25 protein-coding genes are annotated in these 24,491 nt (G+C 71.4%); 14 read left to right on the top strand and 11 right to left on the bottom strand.

Annotated elements, in window-relative coordinates; translation table 11 throughout:
• Window positions 1-38: 38 nt before the first annotated feature.
• Window positions 39-1,637 carry a Na+/H+ antiporter gene (locus ACZ7LT_RS21880; RefSeq protein ID WP_471237734.1) on the top strand — a complete coding sequence of 533 codons (1,599 nt, stop codon included), beginning with the start codon at window positions 39-41 and terminating at the stop codon, window positions 1,635-1,637.
• Here ACZ7LT_RS21880 and ACZ7LT_RS21875 read toward each other — a convergent pair.
• Together ACZ7LT_RS21875 and ACZ7LT_RS21870 are read right to left on the bottom strand one after the other, a co-directional pair.
• Window positions 1,613-2,524 (bottom strand): 1-aminocyclopropane-1-carboxylate deaminase/D-cysteine desulfhydrase, encoded by a 912-nt coding sequence (locus ACZ7LT_RS21875; RefSeq protein WP_471237733.1) that lies wholly within the window; start codon window positions 2,522-2,524, stop codon window positions 1,613-1,615. The genes ACZ7LT_RS21880 and ACZ7LT_RS21875 overlap by 25 nt on opposite strands.
• Window positions 2,525-2,596: 72 nt before the next feature.
• The gene (locus ACZ7LT_RS21870; protein ID WP_471237732.1) at window positions 2,597-3,223 is read right to left on the bottom strand and encodes an N-acetylmuramoyl-L-alanine amidase; all 627 of its coding nucleotides are present in this window, start codon (window positions 3,221-3,223) and stop codon (window positions 2,597-2,599) included.
• Window positions 3,224-3,468: 245 nt separating this feature from the next.
• Here ACZ7LT_RS21870 and ACZ7LT_RS21865 point away from each other — a divergent pair, with 245 nt between their 5' ends.
• Complete coding sequence (locus tag ACZ7LT_RS21865) at window positions 3,469-4,893, top strand: family 2B encapsulin nanocompartment shell protein (protein WP_471237731.1); 1,425 nt, start codon at window positions 3,469-3,471, stop codon at window positions 4,891-4,893.
• Window positions 4,894-4,974: 81 nt separating this feature from the next.
• The gene (locus tag ACZ7LT_RS21860; protein WP_471237903.1) at window positions 4,975-6,006 is read left to right on the top strand and encodes a family 2 encapsulin nanocompartment cargo protein polyprenyl transferase; all 1,032 of its coding nucleotides are present in this window, start codon (window positions 4,975-4,977) and stop codon (window positions 6,004-6,006) included.
• 6 nt (window positions 6,007-6,012) lie between these two features.
• Here ACZ7LT_RS21860 and ACZ7LT_RS21855 read toward each other — a convergent pair whose 3' ends face one another.
• On the bottom strand, window positions 6,013-6,588 hold the full coding sequence (locus ACZ7LT_RS21855) for a TetR/AcrR family transcriptional regulator (RefSeq protein WP_471237730.1): 576 nt from the start codon (window positions 6,586-6,588) through the stop codon (window positions 6,013-6,015).
• A gap of 117 nt (window positions 6,589-6,705) precedes the next feature.
• On the opposite strand from ACZ7LT_RS21855, the gene ACZ7LT_RS21850 reads away from it, so the two are divergent.
• Both ACZ7LT_RS21850 and ACZ7LT_RS21845 read left to right on the top strand, forming a co-directional pair.
• A complete protein-coding gene (locus ACZ7LT_RS21850) occupies window positions 6,706-7,293 on the top strand; it encodes a dihydrofolate reductase family protein (RefSeq protein WP_471237729.1) in 588 nt (195 codons plus the stop codon).
• A gap of 372 nt (window positions 7,294-7,665) precedes the next feature.
• On the top strand, window positions 7,666-8,079 hold the full coding sequence (locus tag ACZ7LT_RS21845) for a DUF6304 family protein (protein ID WP_471237728.1): 414 nt from the start codon (window positions 7,666-7,668) through the stop codon (window positions 8,077-8,079).
• Between the two features lie 21 nt (window positions 8,080-8,100).
• Here ACZ7LT_RS21845 and ACZ7LT_RS21840 read toward each other — a convergent pair whose 3' ends face one another.
• Both ACZ7LT_RS21840 and snpA read right to left on the bottom strand, forming a co-directional pair.
• Complete coding sequence (locus ACZ7LT_RS21840) at window positions 8,101-8,568, bottom strand: group II truncated hemoglobin (RefSeq protein ID WP_471237727.1); 468 nt, start codon at window positions 8,566-8,568, stop codon at window positions 8,101-8,103.
• Between the two features lie 147 nt (window positions 8,569-8,715).
• Window positions 8,716-9,357, bottom strand: coding sequence for a snapalysin (gene snpA / locus ACZ7LT_RS21835; protein ID WP_471237726.1), 642 nt, complete (start codon window positions 9,355-9,357; stop codon window positions 8,716-8,718).
• 209 nt (window positions 9,358-9,566) lie between these two features.
• Here snpA and ACZ7LT_RS21830 point away from each other — a divergent pair, with 209 nt between their 5' ends.
• Together ACZ7LT_RS21830 and ACZ7LT_RS21825 are read left to right on the top strand one after the other, a co-directional pair.
• Entirely contained in the window at window positions 9,567-10,514 is a 948-nt protein-coding gene (locus ACZ7LT_RS21830) for a LysR family transcriptional regulator (RefSeq protein ID WP_471237725.1), read from the top strand.
• A 42-nt stretch (window positions 10,515-10,556) separates the two neighbouring features.
• The gene (locus ACZ7LT_RS21825; RefSeq protein ID WP_471237724.1) at window positions 10,557-11,522 is read left to right on the top strand and encodes a GNAT family N-acetyltransferase; all 966 of its coding nucleotides are present in this window, start codon (window positions 10,557-10,559) and stop codon (window positions 11,520-11,522) included.
• A gap of 72 nt (window positions 11,523-11,594) precedes the next feature.
• On the opposite strand, the gene sodN is transcribed toward ACZ7LT_RS21825, so the two are convergent.
• Window positions 11,595-11,990 (bottom strand): superoxide dismutase, Ni, encoded by a 396-nt coding sequence (gene sodN / locus ACZ7LT_RS21820; RefSeq protein ID WP_019889364.1) that lies wholly within the window; start codon window positions 11,988-11,990, stop codon window positions 11,595-11,597.
• A gap of 142 nt (window positions 11,991-12,132) precedes the next feature.
• Here sodN and sodX point away from each other — a divergent pair, with 142 nt between their 5' ends.
• Window positions 12,133-12,558: a nickel-type superoxide dismutase maturation protease gene (gene sodX / locus ACZ7LT_RS21815; protein ID WP_471237723.1), complete on the top strand. Its 426-nt coding sequence runs from the start codon at window positions 12,133-12,135 to the stop codon at window positions 12,556-12,558.
• Here sodX and ACZ7LT_RS21810 read toward each other — a convergent pair.
• The gene (locus tag ACZ7LT_RS21810; RefSeq protein WP_471237722.1) at window positions 12,462-13,091 is read right to left on the bottom strand and encodes a CGNR zinc finger domain-containing protein; all 630 of its coding nucleotides are present in this window, start codon (window positions 13,089-13,091) and stop codon (window positions 12,462-12,464) included. The two genes, sodX and ACZ7LT_RS21810, sit on opposite strands and share 97 nt — an antisense overlap.
• Window positions 13,092-13,183: 92 nt before the next feature.
• On the opposite strand from ACZ7LT_RS21810, the gene ACZ7LT_RS21805 reads away from it, so the two are divergent.
• Entirely contained in the window at window positions 13,184-13,948 is a 765-nt protein-coding gene (locus tag ACZ7LT_RS21805) for a class I SAM-dependent methyltransferase (protein WP_471237721.1), read from the top strand.
• A 68-nt stretch (window positions 13,949-14,016) separates the two neighbouring features.
• On the opposite strand, the gene ACZ7LT_RS21800 is transcribed toward ACZ7LT_RS21805, so the two are convergent.
• Genes ACZ7LT_RS21800 through ACZ7LT_RS21790 form a run of 3 tightly spaced genes read right to left on the bottom strand, consistent with a single transcriptional unit; the run spans window position 14,017 to window position 16,718 of the window.
• A complete protein-coding gene (locus ACZ7LT_RS21800) occupies window positions 14,017-14,769 on the bottom strand; it encodes an amino acid ABC transporter ATP-binding protein (RefSeq protein ID WP_471237902.1) in 753 nt (250 codons plus the stop codon).
• 5 nt (window positions 14,770-14,774) lie between these two features.
• Window positions 14,775-15,719: an amino acid ABC transporter permease gene (locus ACZ7LT_RS21795; protein ID WP_471237720.1), complete on the bottom strand. Its 945-nt coding sequence runs from the start codon at window positions 15,717-15,719 to the stop codon at window positions 14,775-14,777.
• Between the two features lie 27 nt (window positions 15,720-15,746).
• Window positions 15,747-16,718 carry an ABC transporter substrate-binding protein gene (locus tag ACZ7LT_RS21790; RefSeq protein ID WP_471237719.1) on the bottom strand — a complete coding sequence of 324 codons (972 nt, stop codon included), beginning with the start codon at window positions 16,716-16,718 and terminating at the stop codon, window positions 15,747-15,749.
• 527 nt (window positions 16,719-17,245) lie between these two features.
• Here ACZ7LT_RS21790 and ACZ7LT_RS21785 point away from each other — a divergent pair.
• From ACZ7LT_RS21785 to ACZ7LT_RS21765, 5 genes are all read left to right on the top strand, one after another.
• On the top strand, window positions 17,246-18,457 hold the full coding sequence (locus tag ACZ7LT_RS21785; protein ID WP_471237718.1) for an NAD(P)-dependent malic enzyme: 1,212 nt from the start codon (window positions 17,246-17,248) through the stop codon (window positions 18,455-18,457).
• 221 nt (window positions 18,458-18,678) lie between these two features.
• Window positions 18,679-19,239, top strand: coding sequence for a phosphoesterase (locus tag ACZ7LT_RS21780; protein ID WP_471237717.1), 561 nt, complete (start codon window positions 18,679-18,681; stop codon window positions 19,237-19,239).
• Window positions 19,236-20,804, top strand: a complete 1,569-nt coding sequence (locus ACZ7LT_RS21775; RefSeq protein WP_471237716.1) for an alkaline phosphatase D family protein — start codon at window positions 19,236-19,238, stop codon at window positions 20,802-20,804. Before ACZ7LT_RS21780 ends, ACZ7LT_RS21775 begins: the two co-directional genes overlap by 4 nt.
• 94 nt (window positions 20,805-20,898) lie before the next feature.
• Window positions 20,899-21,864, top strand: a complete 966-nt coding sequence (locus tag ACZ7LT_RS21770) for a zinc-binding dehydrogenase (RefSeq protein ID WP_471237715.1) — start codon at window positions 20,899-20,901, stop codon at window positions 21,862-21,864.
• Between the two features lie 83 nt (window positions 21,865-21,947).
• Window positions 21,948-23,318 carry a cellulase family glycosylhydrolase gene (locus ACZ7LT_RS21765; protein ID WP_471237714.1) on the top strand — a complete coding sequence of 457 codons (1,371 nt, stop codon included), beginning with the start codon at window positions 21,948-21,950 and terminating at the stop codon, window positions 23,316-23,318.
• Window positions 23,319-23,629: 311 nt separating this feature from the next.
• Here ACZ7LT_RS21765 and ACZ7LT_RS21760 read toward each other — a convergent pair whose 3' ends face one another.
• Window positions 23,630-24,490, bottom strand: a complete 861-nt coding sequence (locus ACZ7LT_RS21760; RefSeq protein ID WP_471237713.1) for a PadR family transcriptional regulator — start codon at window positions 24,488-24,490, stop codon at window positions 23,630-23,632.
• Window position 24,491: the final 1 nt, after the last annotated feature.

Genomic DNA, 24,491 nt, shown 5'->3' with positions numbered 1-24,491 from the left:
GATTGCCAGGTTACGTTGCACGCGGGACGGGGAACGAGATGGAAGCTTTGCCGTTGGTGGCGCTGGTCGCGGCGAGTGCCGCGATCGCCGGGGCGGCCCGCAGGACGCCCGTGCCGGCGCCGCTGTTGCTGGTGGCGGCCGGGCTTGCCGCCTCGTACCTCCCGGGGATCCCCGACTACACCCTCGACCCGCACATCGTGCTCCCGCTGATCCTGCCGCCGCTCCTCTACACCGCCGCGGTCGACTCCTCCTATCTCGACCTGCGGGCCAACATCCGGCCCGTCGCCCTGCTCTCGGTCGGCTACGTCCTCTTCGCGACCCTCGCCGTCGGCTGGCTCGCCTACGTCCTCGTGCCCGACCTGCCGCTGACCGCCGCGCTGGTGCTCGGCGCGGTGGTGGCCCCGCCGGACGCGGTCGCGGCGACGGCCATCGCCCGCAAGCTGGGGCTGCCGAACCGGATTACCACGATCCTGCAGGGCGAGTCCCTGGTGAACGACGCCACCGCGATCACCGCCTACAAGGTCGCCCTCGCCGCGGCCGTCGGCGAGGGCGTGAGCTGGGCCGGCGGCATCGGGGAGTTCGCCCTGGCGGCGCTCGGCGGCATCGGCGTGGGCCTCGTCCTGATGGCCCCCCTCCACTGGCTGCGTACCCGCCTGCGCGAGGCGCTGTTGCAGAACACCCTCTCCCTCCTCATCCCGTTCGTCGCCTACGCGGCGGCCGAGGAGGTCGGGGCGTCGGGTGTGCTCGCGGTCGTCGTGGTCGCCCTCTACCTCGGCCACCGCAACTGGCAGGTGGACTTCGCCACCCGTCTCCAGGAGGCGGCCGTGTGGAAGATGGTCGCCTTCGTCCTGGAATCGGCCGTCTTCGCCCTGATCGGGCTCCAGCTGCCGTACGTGGTGCAGGGCCTCGGCCGGTACGGCATCGCGGAGGCGGTTTGGTACGCGGTCGGGGTCTTCGTCGCCGTCGTCGTGGTCCGGTTCGTCTGGGTCTACCCGGCGACCTTCCTGCCCCGGGCCCTGTCCGCGCGGATCCGGGAGCGCGAGCCGGGGGTGAACTGGACCGCGCCGCTGATCGTCGGTTGGGCCGGGATGCGCGGTGTGGTTTCGCTCGCCATCGCCTTCTCCATCCCGGAGGTGACCGACGGCGAGCCGTTCCCGGCCCGCAATCTCGTCCTCTTCCTCACCTTCACCACCGTGATCGGCACCCTCGTCGTCCAGGGGCTCACGCTGCCGCCGCTGATCCGCGTCCTGAAACTGCCAGGACGGGACGCCCAGGCCGAGACCCTCGCCGAGGCGCAGGCCCAGAGCGAGGCCTCCCGGGCGGCCGAACAACGCCTCGACGAGCTGCTCGCCGACGAGCGCAACGCCCTGCCGCAGCCGCTCGCGGACCGGCTGCGCACCGTCCTGGAGCGGCGGCGCAACGCGGTGTGGGAGCGGCTCGGCGCGGTGAACGAGATCACCGGCGAGACGGCGGACGACACCTACCGGCGGCTGTCCCGGGAGGCCATCGCGGTCGAGCGGCAGGTCTTCGTCCAGCTGCGGGACGAGCGGCGCATCGACGACGAGATGATGCGGACGCTGCTGCGGCGGCTGGACCTGGAGGAGGCGGCGGCCTACCGCGAGGAGGACGCCGGCTGACCGGTGATCACGGCGGCGACCGTCGACCCGGGCTCGAACGCGCCCTCGGCGGTCAGACGGACGAGTCCATGGAGCAACTTGGCGACATAGTGACGCTCCACGGCCAGTCCATGACGGTCCTCGAAATCCTGAGCGAACGCGTCGAGCTCAGGGGTCGTACGGGCGTAGCCGCCGGCGTGGAAGCGCTCGTCCAGGCTCCAGTCACCGGCCGGGCCGCCGAAGGCCAGCTCCTGGAGGGCCCGTATCTCCTCGCCGAGGAAACCGCCCTTGAGGACCGGTATGCCGAGCGCCCGCGCCCCGGTCCCGGCGAGCCCGGCAGCGAGCCCGGCGAGGGTGCCGCCGGTCCCCACGGGCACGGCGACGACGTCGGCGGCCCCGGCCAGCTCCCGGCCGAGCTCGGCGCACCCCTGGGCGGCCAGGGCGTTGCTGCCGCCCTCGGGCACGACATGGAAGTCCTCCGCCCCGGCCTCCCGCAGGATCCGGGCCAGCACCTGCGGGTCCCGCTTGGCGCGGTAGGTGGCACGGTCCACGAACACCAGCCGCATCCCGTCCGCCGCGCACCGGGTGAGTGAGGGGTTGAGGGGGCGGCCGGCCAGCTCGTCGCCGCGGACGATCCCGACCGTACGGAAGCCGAGGAGGCGCCCGGCGGCGGCCGTGGCGCGCAGATGGTTGGAGTAGGCGCCGCCGAAGGTGAGGACCGGGCGGCCGGCGGCGGCGCGCAGGTTCGGCGCGAGCTTGCGCCACTTGTTGCCGGGCAGATCGGGGTGGATCAGATCGTCGCGCTTGAGCAGCAGACGCACCCCGTGACGGGTGAAGCGCTCGTCCTCCAGCGGCTCCAGAGGGGACGGGAGCCGGGGCCGCAGGCGGGAGAGGTCGAGCGCGTTCACCCCTCCATTGTCGGGGTCCCCTTGGTCAGGCTTGAGGGTCAGGTCGTCGTCAGGGCTCTGCGGTCAGGTTTCTCAGGGCACGTCGAAGCAGGAGCCCGCGGCGTCGGCGCCCTTCAGGCGGGCCGCGATCCGCTCCCGCATCGACGCCATCGTGAAGCCCCGCGGGTCGACCTTGCCCGGCTGCCACTCCAGGTGCCCGATGACCGACCGGGCGGACCAGCCGTGCGCGCGGCACACGGCCGCCGCGGCCTTCTCGATCGCCTCCAGCTGGGCCGGCGGCCACGGATCCTCGCCGTCGCCGAGGTTCTCGCACTCGAAGCCGTAGAAGTGGCGGTTGCCGTCCGTGTTGGTCTCGTTGTCCGGGGGCAGGCCCTTCTCCTGGATGACCGCCCTCAGGACGTCGTCGTCGCCGGCCCCGGCGTGGTTGGCGCGCCCGTAGCCGACCAGATGGACGGTGCCGTTCTTGGCGATGACACCGTGGCAGAGCGGACCGGGCAGGTCCTCGTAGCCGTCACGGCAGATACGGACGGTCTTCGCGGTGCCCCGGGTGACCGTGTGGTGGATCATCACGCCGTGGACAGGGCCCCAGGGGCCCTTGTGGTTGCGGTTGTGGTGCTGCCAGTCTCCGACCTCGACGACTCTGAGGCCTTCGTCGCGCAGTACGCCGATGAACCTGCTCGCGGACATGGGTGGGGCCATGACCGCCTCCTTTCGCTCGTACCGCTTGTACCGGAGCCGGGAGGGGGCGGCCATCCCGTTCGGACGGTGTGCGAGCCGATCAGGACATCGGCCACCAGGGCCGGAAAGCCATGCCGGTGGCAGAAAAAACGTGTTTCCTGCCCGGCTGACGAACATTCAGTCCCACTCATTTGTGTAATGGCGAACCAACTCTCCGTGCTGGAAGGCTCGATGGCGGAGCAAAGCCACCATCGAGAGGGAGATCCATGTCGGTTGGTTCGGTTGGCACGGTCGGCGACGAGACGAGCGCGGAGCAGGCGGTCCCGCAGCAGAGTCTCGGTACGGCCGCCGCGCGTAACCTGGCGACCACCACCAAGTCGGCCCCGCAGATGCAGGAGATCACCTCGCGGTGGCTGCTGCGGATGCTGCCGTGGGTGCAGGTGCAGGGCGGTACGTACCGGGTGAACCGTCGGCTCAGCTACGCCGTCGGCGACGGAAGGGTGTCCTTCGTACAGACCGGGGACCGGGTGGCGGTCATCCCCGCCGAGCTCGGCGAGCTGCCCGCCCTGCGCGGCTACGCGGACGACGGCGCGCTCACCGAGCTGGCGCAGCGCTGCATCCAGCGGGAGTTCGCGCCCGGCGACGTCATCGCCACCCGCGGCGAGGCCAAGGACCGGGTCTTCCTGCTGGCGCACGGCCGCGTCGAGCAGATCGGCGAGGGGCCGTACGGCGACGAGGCGGTCCTCGACGTGCTCGCCGACGGCGCCTACTTCGGCGACGGCGCGCTCACCGACGGTGAGGCCACCTGGGACCACACGTCCCGCGCCGCGACCGCGTGCACCGTCCTGGAGCTCACCCGCACCGACGTACGCAACCTCGCGGAGCGGGCCACGTCCCTCGCCACGCATCTGGCGGGCCTGGCCTCCCTGCCCCACCAGCGCACCAACAAGTACGGCGAGGCGGCCATCGACCTCTCCGCCGGCCATGTCGGCGAGGCCGTCGTCCCGCACACCTACGTCGACTACGACGCCTCGCCGCGCGAGTACGAACTGAGCGTCGCCCAGACGGTGCTGAAGGTCCACAGCCGGGTCGCCGACCTCTACAACCAGCCCATGAACCAGACCGAGCAGCAGTTGCGGCTCACGGTCGAGGCGCTGCGCGAGCGCCAGGAGCATGAGCTCATCAACAACAAGGAGTTCGGGCTGCTCTCCAACTGCGACTACGGGCAGCGGCTCCAGCCGCACGACGGTGTGCCCGGCCCGGACGACATGGACGAGCTGCTCTCCCGCCGCCGGGGCTCCAAGCTCTTCCTCGCGCACCCGCGCGCCATCGCCGCCTTCGGCCGTGAGTGCAACAAGCGCGGACTGGTCCCGGAGTCCGTCGAGATCAACGGCAACCGCATCCCGACCTGGCGCGGCGTGCCGATCTTCCCCTGCAACAAGATCCCGGTCGCCGGCGACCGGACCACATCGATCATCTGCATGCGTACCGGCGAGGCCGACCAGGGCGTGATCGGTCTGCACCAGACCGGCATCCCGGACGAGATCGAGCCCAGCCTCTCGGTCCGTTTCATGGGCATCGACGAGCAGGCGATCATCTCCTACCTGGTCACGGCCTACTACTCGGCCGCGGTCCTGGTCCCGGACGCGTTGGGCGTGCTGGAGAACGTGGAAGTCAGCCGCTGGCGCTGACCGCCCCGGTGACGGCGGGGTGCCGCGGTCCGGCACCCCGCCCGTTCCCACTCCCCGCGCGCGAAGGACGTGACCGTGACCATGACCGGGACCGACGGACGGGGCGCCGTGGCGCTCCTCGACCACACCCGTACCGTCGTCAACCCCCACTTGCGCTCCACCGTCGAGTCGCTGCCCGGCTCCATACGGCGGGTGGCGATGTACCACTTCGGCTGGGAGCGGGCCGACGGCACCCCCGACACCGGCCAGGCCGGCAAGGCCATCCGGCCGGCGCTGGTGCTCGCGGCGGCCGAGGCCCTGGACGGAGACCCGGCGCACGCCGTCCGGGCCGCGGCGGCCGTGGAGCTGGCGCACAACTTCACCCTGCTCCACGACGACATCGTCGACGAGGACCCCACCCGGCGGCACCGCCCCACCGCCTGGACCGTCTTCGGCATCCCGGACGCGCTGGTCGCGGGCGACGCCATGCTGGCGCTCGCGCTGCGGCTGCTCGCCGAGGACGACCACCGGGCCGCATCGGCCGCCTCCGCGCGCCTGGCCGCCTGTGTGATCGAGCTGTGCGCGGGCCAGCAGGCGGACTGCGCCTTCGAGCGGCGTGATCCGTACGAGGTCTCGCTGGACGAGTGCGTGGCCATGGCGACGGCGAAGACCGGGGCCCTGCTCGGCTGCGCCTGCGCGCTCGGCGCGCTGTACGCGGGCGCGGGCGAGGAGGAGGTCGCGGCGATGGACGCGTTCGGCCGGGAGGCGGGGCTCGCCTTCCAGCTGATCGACGACCTGATCGGGATCTGGGGCGACCCGGGTCGTACGGGCAAGCCCGCCGGCGCCGATCTCTCCGCGCACAAGAAGTCGCTGCCGGTGGTCGCCGCGCTGGGCTCGGACACGGCGGCCGGCGCCGAGCTGGCCGAGCTGTACCGGCGGCCCGTCCTGGACGAGGAGGCCGTACTGCGGGCCGCGGACGCCGTCGAGCGCGCGGGCGGCCGGGACTGGGCGCAGACCCAGGCGGCGGACCGGATGGCCCGGGCGGTGCAGCAGCTGTCGCGGGCGGTGCCCGATCTGTCGGCGGCCGGGGACCTGCTCGCCCTGGCGGAGTTCGTCACCCGCCGCAGCCGCTGACCGAGGTCAGGACTCCGGCACAATCCGGGTCACGACCGTCTCCACCAGCGCGTCCAGGTCCAGGTCGGCGAGGAGGCCCGGCACGGTGAAGTGGTCCATCAGCAGACCGGTGAGCGCGAAGTACAGCAGCCGTACGGTGTCGGCGTCGCCGGGCAGGCCCGCGGCCAGATGGAAGTCGATGTTCCGGGCGAGGTCGGTGCGGAGCACCTGGGTGAGGCGGTCGCGCAGCTCGGGGCGACGGGTGGCTTCGAGGCGGAGTTCGAGGAGCGCCAGATAGGTAGTGCGCTCCTCGGTCATGCGCCGCACCAGCTCGTGCATCAGCTGGACGACGAGCTTCCGGTCGGGCGTGGGCCGCAGCGCCGCGTCGAACGTGTCCTGGTCCGGGACGAAGCGTACGAACACCTGCTCGCCGACCTGGGAGAGCAGCTGGTCACGGTCGGTGAAGTAGTTGGACGAGGTGCCCGTCGGCACACCCGCCCGGGAGTCCACGGCCCGGAAGGTGAGCCCGCGGGCCCCTTCCACCGCCAGCACTTCGATGGCGGCGTTGAGCAGGGCCGTCCTGCGTTCAGGGTTCCTCGCCATGCGGAGGCTCCATTTCCGTTTCTTCTCTCGAAAAGAGTCTTGCGTAACCACTACAGGTGAAGCACTATATCCGTCGTGGTCGCAACGGCGGCCGCTCCACCTGACCAAAGGATCGGTTTGCGCAAGCTCACCTACTTCATCGCCTGCTCCATCGACGGCTTCATCGGGGACCCCAAGGGCGATGGCACCTCCACGTACGGCTATGTGGCCGGCGAGTTCCTGGAGTATCTGAAGGCCGAGTACCCCGAGACGGTCGCGGCCCACGCCTGGCCGGTGCTGGGCATCGAGCCCGGTACGAAGAACCGTCACTTCGACACCGTGATCCAGGGCATGCGCTCGTACCAGCTGGGCCTGGACATCGGCGTGACCAGCCCGTACGCCCAGATGCGGGAGTACGTCGCCACCCGCTCGCTCACCGAGTCCCCGGACCCGAACGTCGAGCTCATCGCCGACGACCTGGTCGGCCGGGTCCGCGCGCTCAAGGCCGAGGACAGCGCCCAGGACATCTGGCTCTGCGGCGGTTCCACCATCGCCGGTGAGCTCATCGACGAGATCGACGAGCTGGTCATCAAGACCTATCCGCAGGTCTTCGGCGCGGGAATGCCGATGTTCGGCGCCGACTTCGCCGCCCGGGACTTCGAGCTGGGCTCCGTGCGTGCCTTCGACAACGGCGTCCTCGTACGGTCGTACACCAGGAAGCGGTGACTCGTACGACTGTCTACCCTGGGGGGTATGGGCAGCGAAGGACGACGAACCGTCCGAGGGCCGCAGGGCGAGCCGGTGTGCCCGGCCTGTGGGCAGCCTGTCGGAACGGTCATCAAGCGACACAAGAGTCTGGGGGCATGGGTTCCCGTCTGGGAGCCCCAGCCTTGCCACAACCCCGACTGCAAGCTGTTCGGACGCGCGCCCGACGGTGCCACGGAGCAGCCCGGCGAGGACCGTCCGGAGGGGACCGAGGCCCGTCAGGAGGGGGCCGAGGTCCCGGACGAGACCGGCAAGGACGTCGAGACCGGCAGAAGTCAGGCTCCGGGGTGACCGGCCGCGCGGCCCGACCAGTCATACCGCTACAGTCCGCGCATGTCATCGGAGTCGACGGAAGTGTGGACCGGCTGGTACCGGGACCGCCGGGGTGCGGAAGCGATCGTCATCACGGCGGGCGGACGGCGGGTGGCCACCCGCATCAGGGGGATCGAGTATGAGGGCGCGGATTTCGCCGCACTGAGGGCCGCCGACGGCACGGCCCTGACCGGGTGTGTCCTCGAATGGGACCTTCCGCTGCCCGTCGTGACGGGTGGGACGGCCCAACCAGCCACTCTCAGCTGCCTGCTGACGATCAGTGACCGGGTGGACCTGAGCCTGACCCTGCACCACGGTGGCACGGCATACGAATCGGGCATCGCCGGGGGCGGCTTCGAGGAGGCCCTCGCCAGGATCGCCCGCCAGCTGCCCCCGGGAGCGGAGTTCGGCCGCCGCCTCCTGGAGAACGCCTGACGACACGGACCGGGCCCTCGCTCAGGCCAACCCCTGCCACCCCCAGCGGGGCGTCGGGCCCGGCTCGCCCAGGTCCGTACCGGGCGGGGAGGCGGAGACCTCGCGGGCGATCTTCGTTCCCCAGTCGAAGTACTCCACCACCCGGCGGCGCAGCAGTTCGTCGTCGGGCAGCTCCTTGTCGACCGCCGCGGCCATCAGCTCCATCCAGCGCAGCCGCTGCTCCTCCGTGACGGAGAGCCCCAGATGGGCACGGAGCAGGGCCTGGTGGCCGCCCAGTTCGGCGGTGAAACCGGCCGGTCCCGAGAAGACCTCGGCCAGCCAGACCGCGACGTGCTCGACATGGGCCTCGGTGAAGTCCTTGAAGACCGGGGCCAGCAGGGGATCGGCGAGCACGCCCTCGTAGAAGGTGGTGGACAGCCGGCGCAGTGCGTCGGCTCCGCCCACGGCCTCGTACAGCGTCTCGGGTCGTTCGGGTCGTTCGCTCGTCACGGGAGTCTCCCTCGCAGCCGGTCGTCCGCCGTTTTCGCGCCCCACTGTCGCCGCGAAGACCGTAGGCCCCAAGGGGTTCCGCTGTCGGCGCAACATACGGGAGGGGCGCCCCGCCGGCCCGGGCGGGGCGCCCCCGTGTCAGCGGGTTCAGGAAACCTTCGCCGCCGCTGCCGCAAGACCGTTGCGCCACAGGTAGTCGACGCGGGACCGCTCGGCTGCGTTGGGCTGCGCGTTCTGGCAGGACGTGCCGGGACCGCCGCCCGACATCAGCTCACTGCACGGACCGCTGTAGTGGTCCGGCAGGCCGAGCACATGGCCCGTCTCGTGGGCCGTCACGCGGGTCGAGTTGTACTGCTGGTTCTGCCGGTAGTCGAGGAAGATGTAGCCCCGGCCGTGCCCGTCGGTGCTGGCGTACGAGCCGCGGGAGTCGTTGCCCTCGTAGTACCGGAAGTCGGGGTTGCTGCCTTCCTGGAGCTTCACGTTGGACACGGAGCTGTTCCATATCTGGGTGCTCCGGGCTATCTGCGTACGGAAGCTGGGCGCGTTCGCGGCGGAGTAGACGACGGTCACCGCGAGGGCACGCGGGTTCGCGGCGCGCTTCTCGGCGACGGACTTCATGACGGCCTCGAAGAAGGCCTTGTTCGCCTGGGCGTTCTCGGCCGAACCGGCGTACGCGGCCACGGTGCTGGCGGCCGGGGCCGGCGCGGGGGCGGCGGTGGCGGGTACGGCTCCGAGGGCGGCCATGGCCAGCCCGAGTGCGGTGGCCACGGCGGACATACGGTGTCTCATGGGGGGCTCCTGCTCGTCCGTCACGCGCTGGGTGGGCGCGTCCGGTTGAATCGGTCGGTCAGAGTGTCGGGGAGCGCCCGGGCCGCGCGGATGATGTCAAACGGCGATAGCACCACGGCATCACCCGCCCCAACTGCCCATGGATTCGCAGCTAATTGGACCGGATTGAACATCTGGTGCGAGCTGGGGGCCCGGCCTACGCTCAGGACATGGAGCTGGAGGTGAGACATCTGCGCGTGCTCTGCGCCATCGCGGACACGGGCAGTCTGCACAAGGCGGCACGCCAGCTGGGCATGAGCCAGCCCTCGCTGACGACCCAGCTGCGGCGGATCGAGAACGCGCTCGGCGCGGAACTCTTCGCCCGCGAACGCACCGGCTGCCGCCCGACGCCGCTGGGCCGTTCCGTACTGAGCCGGGCCCGGCCCCTCGTCTCCCAGATGGCCACCCTCGTCACCGAGACCCGGGCCGCCGCCGCCCGCGCCGACGGCCCCCGGCTGCGGGTCGGCTCCACCGCCAGCCGGGCCCTGCCGGGCTGGTTGCGCCGGCTGCGCCACCGGCTGCCTGGCACCGACCTCGCCCTCCACATGGACGTCTCCGCCAACGCGCTGCTGCGGATGGTCGCCGCCGGCCAGCTCGACGTCGCCTTCGTCCACGAGGTCGAGGGCTGTCCGCTGCGCGTCCCGGACGGGCTCGTACGCCGCGTCCTCGTCGACCGCGAACCGCAGTTCATCTCCATGGCCCGGGACCATCCGGCCGCCGCGGAACCGGTGGTGGACCTCGCCGACCTGGCCACCGACCGCTGGATGGTCGATCCGACCGTCGACGGCGAATGGGACGGGTTACGGCGCGTCCTCGCCGAGGCAGGCATCGACCCGCCCGTCCTGCACGCCGACTACCACACCGCGGCCTCCCTGATCGTCCTCGGCGAGGCCGTCGCGCCCTGCCAGCCGACCTCGGGGCCGCGTGACGACATGGCGATCCGGCCCCTGCGCGACGACCCCCTGGCCGTACGGCTGCTGCTGCACGCCCGCCCCGGGACCCCCATCGACGAGCTCTACACCGAACTGGCCTCGGCATACCGGGAGGCGGCGCTGCGCGCGGCCGCGTACCGTCAGTGGCTGCTGCGGAACGGGAGTCCGCTGCTCAGGGCGGCGTGACCGGTCCGCCCTGCTGCCGACAGCGAAAGGGAGGGGCGCACAGTGACGACGCGCATCGCGGGGGAGGGAATCGTCCTGCGGGAGTGGACCGAGGCGGATCTCCCGGCCATGGTCCGGCTCTTCGACGACCCGGAGATCGCCTACCGCACCCCGCTCGCCTCGCCGTTCGACCGGGCCGCTGCGGAGGCGTACCTCGACGCTGTCCAGCGGGCCAGGGAAGAGAACACCCGGCTGCATCTCGCGATCACCGAGGACGGCGGGGAGCCGCTCGGCGAGGTCCTCATCAGCGTCCCCAACCGCGCCATCGGCTACGGCGTCGGCGCCGCCCACCGCGGCCAGGGCCTGGCCGCCCGGGCGACCCGGCTGCTCACCGCGTACGCGCACACCACCCTCGGACTGCCGAGCGTGGTCCTGGAGATAGACCCGGACAACACGGCGAGCGTGGCCGTGGCGACCGCCGCCGGATTCCGCCGCACCGACACGGCGCCGGTGCCGGTCGAGAACAAGGGCCGCGTGTACTCCCTGGCCACCTGGTCCCACGAGGCACCCCTGACGGCGCCGAGGGTCCGCCACGCCCGCCCGGAGGACCTGCCCCGCATCGCCGAACTGGCCGCCGAACACGCCGCCTACGAAAAGGCCGCACCCCCGAGACCCGGCCTCACCGACCGCCTCGACGCCCTCCTGTTCACCACCCCGACCCCCCGCCTGCGCTGCCTGGTCGCCGAACTCCCCGACAACACCCTGGCCGGCTACGCCACCTGCGCCCCGGAGATCTCCACCTGGGAGGGCGAATACCTCCACATGGACTGCCTCTACCTCTCCGCCGCCCACCGCGGCCTCGGCCTCGGCCCACTCCTGATGACCGCGGTCGAGTCGGAGGCCCGCTCCCTGGGTCTCACCGAGATCCAGTGGCAGACCCCGTCCTGGAACGAGCGCGCGATCCGCTTCTACGCCCGCCTGGGCGCCGAACCGAAGGAGAAGCTCCGCTACACGCTGCGGGTGGGGTGAACGGCGCGGGGGTACGACAAAGGGCGGCGCGACCGGCGTGAATGCCGGGCCGTGCCGCCCTTTCGCCGAAGGTCAGGCCTTCTTGGTCTCCCAGAAGATGCGGTCGATCTCGGCGATGAGCTCCAGCGCCTTCTCGCCCGTCTTCGGGTCCGTCGAAGCCTTCGCCGTCGACAGCGCCTTGAGCGTGTCGTTGATCAGCGTGTGCAGCTCCGGGTACTTCTCGAAGTGCGGCGGCTTGAAGTAGTCGCTCCACAGCACCGAGACGTGGTGCTTGGCGAGCTCCGCGCGCTGCTCCTTGATGACCGTGGCGCGGGCCCGGAAGTGCGGGTCCTCGTTGGCCTGGTACTTCTCCTGGACGGCCTTGACCGACTCGGCCTCGATGCGGGCCTGGGCCGGGTCGTAGACACCGCAGGGGAGGTCGCAGTGGGCGCTGACCTTCACCTTGGGGGCAAACAGGCGGGAGAGCATTGAGCTGTCCTTCCTCGTGATCGTCTTCTCAGGTGGGACATTACTCCGTGAGAAGCGCGTTTTCGCGAGGGCCCCCTTGGGCTTAGGACAAAAGTCCAGGGTCACCATAGGACTCGTGGAGGATCGGACCGGGAGGTGCCGGATGACGGATCAGGGGCGGGAATCGGGAGCGCCGTTCGGGATCGCCGAGGTGACCGGACCCTCGATGGTGCCCACGCTGCTCCATGGGGATCTGCTGCTCGTCCACTACGGCGCGGCCCCCCGGCCGGGTGACGTGGTCGTGCTGCGCCATCCGCTCCAGCAGGATCTGCGGATCGTCAAGCGGCTGACCGGGCGGCGGGGCGGCGGCTGGTGGGTGGAGAGCGACAATCCGCATGCCGAGGGCGGTGACAGCCGGGTCTTCGGCAGTGTGCCGCCCGATCTCCTGCTCGGGCGCGTGCGGGCCAGGTACCGGCCCCTCGCGCCCGGCGGTCAGCGCTCGGTGGGGGCCGTGCTGTCCTGGCTGCTCTCCTCGGTGCGGCCGGTGCTCTCCGACCGCTCGCTCTCCAGCCGTTTGCGGGCCCGGTAGGCGGCCACGTTGGCGCGGGTCGCGCAGCGGTCCGAGCAGTAGCGGCGGGAGCGGTTGGTCGAGGTGTCCAGGTAGGCGTTGCGGCAGGGCGCTGCCTGGCACAGGCCGAAGCGGTCCGCGCCGAACTCGGTGAGGTGGAAGGCGAGCCCCATCGCGGCGATCGCGGCGTAGCCGGCGGTCGCGTTGGACGGATGGTCCGCCAGGTGCATGTGCCAGCGCGGGTGGCCTTCGTCGTCGAGGTAGTCGTGGCCCGAGATCTGCGGGCTGACCGGGAACTCGAGCAGCAGCGAGTTGAGCAGGTCCACGGCGCCGGTGTGGTCCCCGGCGTCGGCGGCGGTGAAGACCGCCCGCAGCCGGGCCCGTACCGAACGGAAGCGGGTCACGTCGGCGTCCGTGACGCGCCGCGCCATCTGGGACGCCTCACCGAAGAGCTCGCGCACCGCCTCCACGGACGTGAGCGTGTCCTTGTTGCGTGCCGGCTCCTCGGTGTTGACCAGCCGCACGGCATAGTCCGAGTAATAGGCCAGTTCCACTTGTAGTCCTTACGGAGGCGGTCTGGGGTCGGTGCCCACGGGGGGGTAACGGACGCGTGCACTTCGAGGGTATTACGGAGCGGGAGGTCACGATGGCGGAAACAACGGCGGACACCACGGACTGGCAGGCCTGGCAGGACAGCTGGGACCGCCAGCAGGAGTGGTACATGCCCGATCGCGAGGAGCGGCTGCGGGTCATGCTCGACATGGTCGAGGCCCTGGTGGGCACCGAGCCCCGCGTCCTGGACCTGGCGTGCGGTACGGGAAGTATCACGGACCGGCTGCTGCGGCGGTTCCCGAAGGCCACCAGCACCGGCGTCGACCTCGACCCCGCGCTGCTCGCCATCGCCGAGGGCCACTTCGCCGGCGACGAGCGGGTCACCTTCGTCCGCGCCGACCTCAAGGACCCCGACTGGACGTCCGCGCTGCCCCATGACGCGTACGACGCCGTCCTCACCGCCACCGCCCTGCACTGGCTCCACGAGGGACCGCTCACCGCGCTGTACGGGCAGCTGGCCGGGCTCGTCCGCGAGGGCGGCGTCTTCATGAACGCCGACCACATGATCGACGAGACCACCCCGCGCATCAACGCCGCCGAGCGCGCCCACCGTCACGCCGCCATGGACCGCGCCCGGGCCTCCGGGGCGCTCGACTGGGCCGAGTGGTGGCAGCTCGCCGCCGCCGACCCGGTCCTTGCCGCGCCCACGGCCGAGCGGTTCGCGATCTACGGCGAGCACGCCGAGGGCGACGCCCCCTCCGCACAGTGGCACGCCGAGACCCTGCGCGCCGCCGGATTCGCCGAGGCCAGGCCCGTCTGGGCGTCGCCCTCGGACTGCCTCGTGCTGGCCCTGAAGTAGGGCCGCCCACGCCGAAGGGGCGGTACGGACCATGGATCCGTACCGCCCCTTCCGGCCTGTCCGTGTCTCTACAGCACCTTCGACAGGAACGCCTTCGTCCGGTCGTGCTGCGGGTTGGTCAGGACGTCGCGCGGGTGGCCCGACTCCACGACCACGCCGCCGTCCATGAAGACCAGCGAGTCGCCCACCTCGCGGGCGAAGCCCATCTCATGGGTGACCACGATCATGGTCATGCCCGACTCGGCCAGGTCCCGCATGACGTCGAGGACGTCACCGACCAGCTCCGGGTCGAGCGCCGACGTCGGCTCGTCGAAGAGCATCAGCTTCGGCTCCATCGCCAGCGCCCGGGCGATGGCGACGCGCTGCTGCTGTCCGCCGGAGAGCTGCGAGGGGTAGTTCCCGGCCTTGTCCCCGAGGCCGACCCGGTCGAGCAGCTTGACGGCGCGCTCCCGCGCCACCGCCTTCGACTCTCCCTTGACCTGGACCGGGGCCTCCATGACGTTCTCGATGGCCGTCATGTGCGGGAAGAGGTTGAAGCGCTGGAACACCATGCCGATGTCCTTGCGCTGCGCCGCGACCTCGCTGTCCTTGAGCTCGTAGAGCTTGTCGCCCTTCTGGCGGTAGCCCACCAGCTGGCCGTCGACGTACAGCCGGCCGGCGTTGATCTTCTCCAGGTGGTTGATGCACCTCAGGAAGGTCGACTTGCCGGAGCCGGACGGGCCGACCAGGCAGAACACCTCACGCGGGGCGACCTCCAGGTCGATGCCCCTGAGGATGTGCGCCGGGCCGTAGGACTTGTGGACGCCCTCGGCCTTCACCATGGCAGTCACTTGGCCACCGCCTTGCGGTTCGAGAACGACGAGAGGTTTTGCTTGATCTTCTGCCACGGGGTGGGCGGCAGCGAGCGCAGGGCGCCCCTCGCGTAGTACCTCTCAAGGTAGTACTGCCCGATGCTGAAGACCGTGGTCAGGATCAGGTACCAGATCGAGGCGACGAAGAACATCTCCATCACCGCGAACGAGGTGGAGGCGATGTCCTGGGAGGCCCGCAGCAGGTCCGGGTACTGGACCGCGACCACCAGCGACGAGGTCTTGAGCATGTTGATGAACTCGTTGCCGGTCGGCGGCACGATCACGCGCATCGCCTGCGGCAGCACCACGCGGCGCATGGTCTTCGTCTGGGACATGCCCAGCGCGTGCGAGGCCTCGGTCTGGCCCTCGTCGACGGACTGGATGCCCGCACGGACGATCTCCGCCATGTACGCGCCTTCGTTGAGGCCGAGGCCCAGCAGGGCGGCCAGGAAGGGGGTCATGACATCGGTCATCTCGTCCTTGTAGAACCCGATGTTGAGAATCGGGAAGATCAGGGCGAGGTTGAACCAGATGAGCAGCTGGACGTAGACCGGGGTGCCCCGGAAGAGCCAGATGTAGAGCCAGGCGATGCTGCTGGTCACGGGGTTCTTGGAGAGCCTCATGACCGCGAAGACCACGCCCAGGATCAGACCCAGCGCCATGGACGCCACGCTGATCTTGATCGTGTTCCACATGCCGCTGATGATCGTGCCGTCGAAGAGCTTCTCCGGCACGGTGGCCCAGCGCACGTTGCCCTGCGAGAAGGCGTAGGCGAGCGCGGCGAGCAGGATGACGGCGATCACGCCGCTGACCCAGCGTCCCCAGTGACGGACGGGGATCGCGCGGATCATTTCGGGGGGGACGGAGCCGGCCGGCGGGGTGTCCGCCGGGCCGGGAACCTTGTCGAGCTTGTCAGTCACAGCGACTGCCCTTCAGTACTGCGCGGGTCAGGAGCCGCCGTTGATCTTGGCCTCGGTCACGGCGCCGTCGGCGGCGCCCCACTTGTCGAGGGCGGCCTTGTACGTGCCGTCCTTGATGATCGCGTCGAGCGCGGCCTTGAGCGCGTCGCGCAGCTCGGTGTTCTTCTTGTCCACGGCGATGCCGAAGAGACCGGCGTCCGACTTGTTGGCGATGGCCTCGAAGTCGTTGCCGCCACCCGCGGTCTTGGCGATGTACGCGGCGACCGGGGAGTCGTTCAGGTCGGCGACGGCGCCGCCGGCCTTGACGCGGGTCTGCGCCTCGGCGTCGGTCGGGAAGGCCTCGATGGCGATCTTCGCCTTGCCGTCCTTCTCACACTTGGCGGACTGGTCCTTGGCGGCCTGCTCGTAGGTGGTGCCCCGCTGCACGGCGAGCTTCTTGCCGCACAGGTCGTCCAGGGACTTGATGCCCTCGGGGTTGCCCTTCTTGACCAGGATGCCGGTCGACGCGGAGAAGTAGTCGACGAAGTCGACACCGGTGCCGGTCTTCTTGCCCTTGTCGTCCAGACCCTCCTGGCGGGCCTTGGTGTCCGTCATCGACGACATGACGATGTCCGTACGGCCGGTCGGCAGGGCGCCCAGCAGGGTGTCGAAGGTGCCGCTGGTGAACTCGAACTTCACACCGAGCTGCTTGCCCATGGCGGCGGCGACGTCGGGGTCGACACCGACGATGTTCGCGCCCTCCTTGAACTCCATCGGCGCGTAGGTGGCGTCCGTACCGACCTTGATGACGCCGGCCTTCTGGATCTTGGCGGGCAGCTTCGAGAAGAGCGGGGCGGCGCTGCCGGCGGTGGCGCCGCCGTCCTTCGTGGTGCCGCTCTCGGTCTGGTCTCCACAGGCGGTCAGCAGCATGGAGCCCGCCACCGCGATCGCGGCGACCGCGGCAATCCGGGACTTCCGGGACTTCGCGACGGCCGTACAGCGGGTGGTGCTTGCGGTCATGGTCGGGTTCCTCCGGCGGGTGAGGGAGTTGCCAGTCGGGTCGGGCACGCACCTTCGGGTGTCGCGACCTCGTGTGATTACGCGCATCTTGCCATTCGGACCCCACGAATCAGGGGGGCACGCATGTCAAAATCGGATAACGGGTGACCCCCGAACCCCGCGAGGCCAGTGGATCAAGGCCGGACCTTCTGCGGGGACACCACCTTCCTACCGGAAAATCTTCGGTTCATCTCGTGATGCGGACGAGGTGAAGGCGGCAAACCGCCTCCCTGCCGGACGTGTCCTGACATGAGCGGACGAGTCGTGTCACCGCCGAGGCGGTCTGGAGTGACGGATACCCGGAAATGGACTCGTCGCCGGTACCGTCCGTCCGGTAAGAAGGATCCTTACACCCCTCATCCGGGGCTCAGGGCGCGTTGTGCGGCGCGCCCGCGCGGCTGCCAGACACGGCGGCTGCGGGACCCACCCACCCCTCCTCAACCAGGAGTGGCCACCCTCAAATGATGAAGACTTAAGGGGTCAACCCAATGGCAGCGGAGATCGTCAATCCTCGCAGCGACAGCGGTACGGAAGGGGCTCAGGAGGAGCCCTTCGATCCGGCTTTCGCGCTTCACCGCGGCGGCAAGATGGCCATTCAGGCCACGGTGCCCGTCCGTGACAAGGACGACCTGTCCCTCGCGTACACGCCCGGCGTCGCCAAGGTGTGCACCGCGATCGCCGAGCAGCCGGACCTGGTCCACGACTACACCTGGAAGTCTCAGGTCGTCGCCGTGGTCACGGACGGTACGGCCGTGCTCGGACTCGGCGACATCGGACCGGAGGCGTCCCTTCCGGTCATGGAGGGGAAAGCGATCCTCTTCAAGCAGTTCGGTGGCGTGGACGCGGTGCCCATCGCCCTCGCCACCACCGACACCGACGAGATCGTCGACACCGTCGTCCGGCTCGCCCCGTCCTTCGGTGGGGTGAACCTGGAGGACATCTCGGCCCCCCGGTGCTTCGAGATCGAGCGCAAGCTCCAGGAGCGCCTGGACATCCCCGTCTTCCACGACGACCAGCACGGCACGGCCGTGGTCACGCTGGCGGCGCTCCGTAACGCCGCCAAGCTGACCGGCCGGACCCTGGGCGACCTGCGCGGTGTCATCTCCGGCGCGGGCGCCGCCGGTGTGGCCATCGCCAAGTTCCTCCTGCAGGCCGGCCTCGGTGACGTGGCGGTCGCGGACCGCAAGGGCATCGTCAGCCTGGACCGCGAGGACCTGACCCCGGTCAAGCGCGAGCTGGCCGAGCTCACCAACAAGGCCGGCCTCACCGGCTCCCTGGAGAGCGCCCTGGCCGGCGCGGACGTCTTCATCGGCGTCTCGGGCGGTACGGTTCCGGAGGAGGCGGTCGCCTCCATGGCCCCGAACGCGTTCGTGTTCGCCATGGCCAACCCGAACCCCGAGGTCCACCCCGACGTCGCGCACAAGTACGCCGCCGTCGTGGCCACCGGCCGCTCGGACTACCCCAACCAGATCAACAACGTCCTCGCCTTCCCCGGCATCTTCGCCGGGGCCCTGCAGGTGCGGGCGTCGAAGATCACTGAGGGTATGAAGATCGCCGCGGCCGACGCGCTCGCCGACGTGGTCGGTGACGACCTCGCCGCCGACTACGTCATCCCGTCCCCGTTCGACGAGCGGGTCGCCCCCGCCGTCACCGCCGCGGTCGCCGCCGCGGCCCGTGCGGAGGGTGTGGCGCGCCGCTGACGTTCCGTACGCGCGCGTGAAGGGCCCCGCCGGCCGGGCGGGGCCCTTCGCCGTCCCCGTACGGGCAGCGTGAGGCCGGACCGGACGCGAAGCCGGCACGACGCGAGACCGCGCACGAACCCGTACCGGGCATGAACCGGTCATGTTCCTCCGCGCGCCTTCCAGGGTTCACCCGGGGCTGCTGTGATGCACCGCGCCGAACCCCATCACAGGAGGCGCGAGTGAATCTGGTCGTCAACGGCGACGCCGAGAGCGGTCCCGGCGGCACCGCCGAACCCGTCGGGTCCGTGACCGGGTGGAAGGTCGTCCAGGGCGCGCCCGCGCTCATCGCCTACACCCTCGGCGGCGGCTACCCGGGCACCGCCGACCCCGGCCCCGCCCCCCGGGGCAGCCGCTTCTTCTCCGGCGGTAACAGCCCCAGGACCGTCCTCGTCCAGGACATCACCCTGCCGACCGCCGGTATCGACGCCGGATACACGCGGTACGAGCTCACCGCCTGGCTCGGCGGATACGCCACCCAGGAGGACGGCGCCCAGCTCTCCGTCGAGTTCCGCGACACCCGGGGCACGCCGCTCGCCCTCAGCGTCCTCGGGCCCGTCACCTCCGCCGAGCGCGGCGGACGCACCGGCCTCGTCGAGCGACACGCCACCGCCACCGTGCCGCCCGGCGCCCGCACGGCCCGCGTCCAGCTGGTGCTCACCCGCAGCGGCGGCGGCACCTCCAACGACGGCTACGCGGACGGCATCACGCTCACGCTGACCACGACCGGGAGCACCCGATGACCCTGAACCGACGCGACCTGCTCCGGGCCGCCGGCGCCGCGGGCGCCCTGGGCGCCGTCTGGCCGCTCAGCGCCGGCCTCTCGCCCGCCCAGGCCCGCGAGGCCGCCGAGGCCCTCGGCGCCGACTACGACCCGGCGCCGTTCACCCTCGGTGTCGCCTCCGGCGACCCGCAGCCCAGCAGCGTCCTGCTGTGGACCCGGCTCGCCCCCGAGCCGCTCGCCGCCGAGCAGGACCTCCCCGAGATCGTCGAGGTCGGCTGGACCGTCGCCACCGACTCCGCGCTGCGCCGCGTCGTCGCCCGCGGCACGGTCGCCGCCTCCGCGACGCTCGGCCACAGCGTGCACGTACCGGTGCACGGCCTCACCCCGGGCCGCACCTACTGGTACGCCTTCAAGGCCCTCGGCCGTACCAGCCGCGTCGGCCGGACCCGGACCGCGCCCTCGGGGCCGGTCTCGAAGGTCCGCTTCGCGGCCGCCAACTGCCAGGCCTTCCACGACGGCTTCTACGCGGCCCACCGCGGCATAGCCCGCGAGGACGTCGACTTCGTCGTCCACCTCGGCGACTACATCTACGAGCACGGCCAGGTAGGCGGCGTCCCGGCCGACCACGTACGCGACCACGAGGGCGGCGCGATCTTCACGGTCGCCGACTACCGCCGCCGGCACGCCCTCTACAAGGGCGACGCCTCGCTGCGCGAGGCGCACGCCGCCCACCCGTGGTTCCTCACCTGGGACGACCACGAGGTCGTCAACGACTACAGCGGCACCGGCGGCGGGGCGCCGTTCCTCCAGCGCCGGGCCGCCGCGTACCAGGCCTGGTACGAGAACATGCCGCACCGCGACGGGGTGAGCGGCGACGGCGCGCTGCCCGATCCGGTCATCCACCGCCGGCGCGGCTGGGGCGGCCTGCTCGAACTCACCGTCCTCGACCTGCGGTCGTACCGCTCGGCGCAGAACCTCAAGGACGGCACGATCCTCGGCGCCGAGCAGAAGGCCTGGCTCAAGCAGGGCATCAGCCAGGCCCCGGACGCCTGGCACGTCTGGGCCAACTCGATCATGCTCAGCCAGCTGCGGGGGCGCCCCGGCGGCTCGTACATGTTCACCGACCAGTGGGACGGCTTCCTCGCCGAGCGCCGCGAGGTCCTCGGCCATGTCCACAGCAGCGGCCTGGAGGACCTGGTCGTGGTCACCGGCGACTGGCACTCCGCCTTCGTGGACGACCTCCGCCCCGACTTCGACGACACCTCCTCGCCGGTCGTCGGCACGGAGTTCACGGCGCACTCGGTGACCTCGGGGGCGTACTCCGCCAGCTGGAACGCCACCAACGGGCCGCTGATGGGCGCGGCCAACCCGCATCTGAAGTACTTCGAGGGCAACCGCTACGGCTACGACGTCTACGAGGTCACCCCGGAACGCTTCAGCGCCCACATGCGCGTCATCGCCGACCGCCGCGACCCGGCGTCGCCGGTGACCACCCTGACCACGTTCCACGTGGACCGGGGGAAGGCGGGCTCGTACGAGGACCCGGCGACGAAGAACTCCCCGGCGCAGTACCGCCGAGACTGAGCGCAGTACCGCCGCGACTGAACACGGAAAACGGGAGGCGTGTCACACCGGTGCGCGGTTCCGCCGCGCATCGGTGGGGTCCTACGCTCGGGCCATGTTCGCTGCCTACGCCGCCCGAATCGACCGTGACCAGCCCCTGAACGGCCTCGTACTGGGCGAACGCCCGGCGCCCGAGGCGCGGCCCGGGTGGAGCACGATCACCGTCAAGGCCGCCTCGCTCAACCACCACGACCTGTGGTCGCTGCGCGGCGTCGGTCTGGCCGAGGACAAGCTGCCGATGATCCTCGGCTGTGACGCCGCCGGCCTCGACGAGGACGGCAACGAGGTCGTCCTGCACTCCGTGATCGGCCAGTCCGGCCACGGCGTGGGCCCGCACGAGCCGCGCTCCATCCTGACCGAGCGCTACCAGGGCACCTTCGCCGAGCAGGTCACCGTCCCGACCTGGAACGTCCTGCCCAAGCCGAAGGAGCTCTCCTTCGAGGAGGCGGCCTGTCTGCCGACCGCCTGGCTCACGGCGTACCGCATGCTGTTCACCAACGCCGGGGTCAGGCCCGGCGATTCCGTGCTCGTGCAGGGCGCGGGCGGCGGCGTCGCCACCGCCGCGATCGTCCTCGGCAAGGCGGCGGGCCTGCGGGTCTACGCCACCAGCCGGGACGAGGCCAAGCGCAAGCGCGCGGTGGAGCTCGGCGCCGTCGAGGCGTACGAGCCCGGTGCCCGGCTGCCGCAGCGGGTGGACGCGGTGATCGAGACCGTCGGCGCGGCCACCTGGTCCCACTCGGTCAAGTCGCTGCGCCCCGGCGGCACTCTGGTGATCTCCGGCGCGACCAGCGGCGACCGGCCCGCGCACGCCGAGCTGACCCGGATCTTCTTCCTGGAGCTGAAGGTCGTCGGCTCGACCATGGGCACCAAGGACGAGCTGGAGGACCTGCTGGCGTTCTGCGCGGCGACCGGGGTGCGGCCGGTGATCGACGAGGTGCTGCCGCTGGACCGGGCGCGCGAGGGCTTCGAGAAGATGGCGAGCGGCGAGCTCTTCGGAAAGATCGTCCTGACGACGTCTTGATGGCCCGTCAGATGAGCTGATGGGATCTCCGGCACCGCGTACCCACCGCGACCCACCGTCGTACCGTCGTGCCGGAGGTCCCCATGCGTCGTGCCCGAACGTCCCTGCTCGCCGCGGCCGTCGTGGCCGCCCTGCTCACACCCACGGCCGCCCGTGCCGAAGAGCCGGCGGAGCGGGGTGCCATACCGCCGCTGACCGACGACCGCGGCCGGACGCTCACCCTGCGCGGCTGGAACGTCGAGGACAAGACTCACCGCGGCGAGCAGGCCCTGTCCGCCATCACCGAGAAGCACTTCCGCGACCTGCGCGCGAACGGCTTCAACTTCGCCCGGCTGCTGGTCTTCTGGGACGACCTGGAGCCGCGCAGGGGCCAGTACAGCCAGGCGTATCTCCGCAAGATCGAGCGGATCCTGGACTGGGCGGAGAAGTACGACGTCCAGGTCCTGATCGACGCCCACCAGGACGTCTTCGGCCCCGCCTTCGGGCATCGGGGGATCCCTGGGTGGGCGACCCGGACGGACGGCCTGCCGTTCACCCCGCACCCGGACGACTGGTTCGCCGAGTACTTCGAACCGGCCGTGCAGCGCGCCTTCACCCACCTCTACGAGGACCCGGACCTGAGGCTGGCGCAGGCCCGGATGTGGCGGGTGCTCGCCGACCGCTTCGAGGACCATCCGGCCGTCCTCGGCTACGACCTCGTCAACGAGCCCATGGGTGAGCTCAAGGAGGGCGAGGACCTGCCGACGGCCGCGCGCCGGATCGAGCGGGACCACCTCACGGCGATGTACAACCGCCTGGCGGACGCCGTCCGTTCCGTCGACCAGGACAACTGGATCTTCGTCGAGCCGACCCCGATCGTGGGCGAGGGCGTCCCGACGGGCCTCGGCAGGATCGACGACCCGAAGGTGGTCTACGCCCCGCACTTCTACAACACCGTGATGGAGGCGGGCGCGGACTACGACCCGGCGGCCGGCTGGATCGAGTCGTACGAGGCGGCGGTCACCGCCTACCCGAAGGAGTACAAGGTCCCGGTCGTGGTGGGGGAGTGGGGCCCGCTGAACAACTCCCTGCCGAACATGGGCCGTTTCTACCGCGACGCGCTGGCGTCGCTGGGCCGCTACACCTCCGGCTGGGCGGGCTACGTGTGGTGCTACGGCGGCGGCTACTGCGCGGTGGACGCGACGGGCGCCTTCCGTACGAACAAGGAGCAGACCGCCCAGCCGTACGCGGCGGCGGTGGCGGGCACGGTGCGCTCCTCGGCGTACGCGTCGGGAACGTACCGCCTGGTCTACGACGCGGCCCGGCGCGGCGGCCCCACCGAACTGCGACTGCCGGGCCCGGGCTGGCGGGTCGCCACGGAGGGCCGGGCGGTGGCGGTGCGCGGCCGGGACGGGGTGGTGCGGGTGTACGCGACGCCGGGGACGCGGGTCACGGTCACGGCCGACCGGGGCTGACGGTGACGGTCACGGCCGGTCGGGGCTGACCTCGGTGTGACGGCGCCCCGCGCCCGTCCGGGCTCGGCTGCCCGGCCCTGGCATGGCTGGTACGTCCGGCCTCCGGCGCGTCGGCTCTTGCCGCGGCGCGTCCGCTCGACGACCGGCGCCCGTCCGGGCTCGGCTGCCCGGCCCTGGCATGGCTGGTACGTCCGGCCTCCGGCGCGTCGGCCCCTGCCGCGGCGCGTCCGCTCGACGACCGGCGCCCGTCCGGGCTCGGCTGCCCGGCCCTGGCCGCCCGCGCGTCCGCTCGGCTCGCCCGCCCCCGCCGGCTAGCCGTCGCCCAGCAGGCGGGTCAGGTCGTCCGCCGTGGCTGCCAGGCGGGAGCGGGCCTCCGTCAGTTGGGACTCGGTCACGCCGTGGTCCCGGGCCGCGTCGCGGATCGTGTCGCGGAAGCGGTCGAGGAGGCGGTCCAGGTCGCGGGCCGGGTCGCCGGAGGGGGCCGGCCAGTCCGTGGGCGGGGCCGCCTGGGGCTTCGCGGGGAGGGTGCCGAGCAGGCTGCCGAGACCGGCCGGCCAGTCGCCGCGGGCGAAGTGGTCCTGGACCTGGCGGGCGATGCGCTGGACCTCCTGGCGCGCCTTCTCCTGGGCCTCCTTCGCCTGGAGCCGGGCCGCCTTGGCATCCTCGCGGGCGCGGCGCGACTCGTCCTTGGCCCGGCGGGTCTGCTCCTTCCACTCCTGCTTGGCCCGGCGCAGCTCCTCCTTGGCGTCGTCGAAGACCGAGGCTCCGGCCGGTCCGCCGGCGGTGCGCGTCTCGCTCGCGGCCGCGCGCATCTCGTGGCGCAGCTTCCCCGCCGCGCCGCGCACGTCGTCGCGGATCTCGGCGGCGAGCTCGGAGACGGACTCGCGGATCTCCTGTTCGAGGTCGGCCAGCTCACCGCCCCGCCCGGCGAGTTCCTCGCGGCCGGCGTCGGTGAGGGAGTACACCTTGCGCCCGCCCTCGGTGGCGTGGGTGACCAGGCCCTCGGCCTCCAGCTTGGCCAGGCGCGGATAGACCGTGCCCGCCGAGGGCGCGTACAGGCCCTGGAAGCGCTCCTCCAGCAGGCGGATCACTTCATAGCCGTGGCGCGGTGCCTCGTCCAGGAGCTTGAGCAGATACAGCCGCAGCCGGCCGTGGGCGAAGACGGGGGGCATC

Source organism: Streptomyces sp. NPDC039465 (genome assembly GCF_055639315.1).
This window is presented reverse-complemented; position numbering and strand designations above follow the sequence as displayed.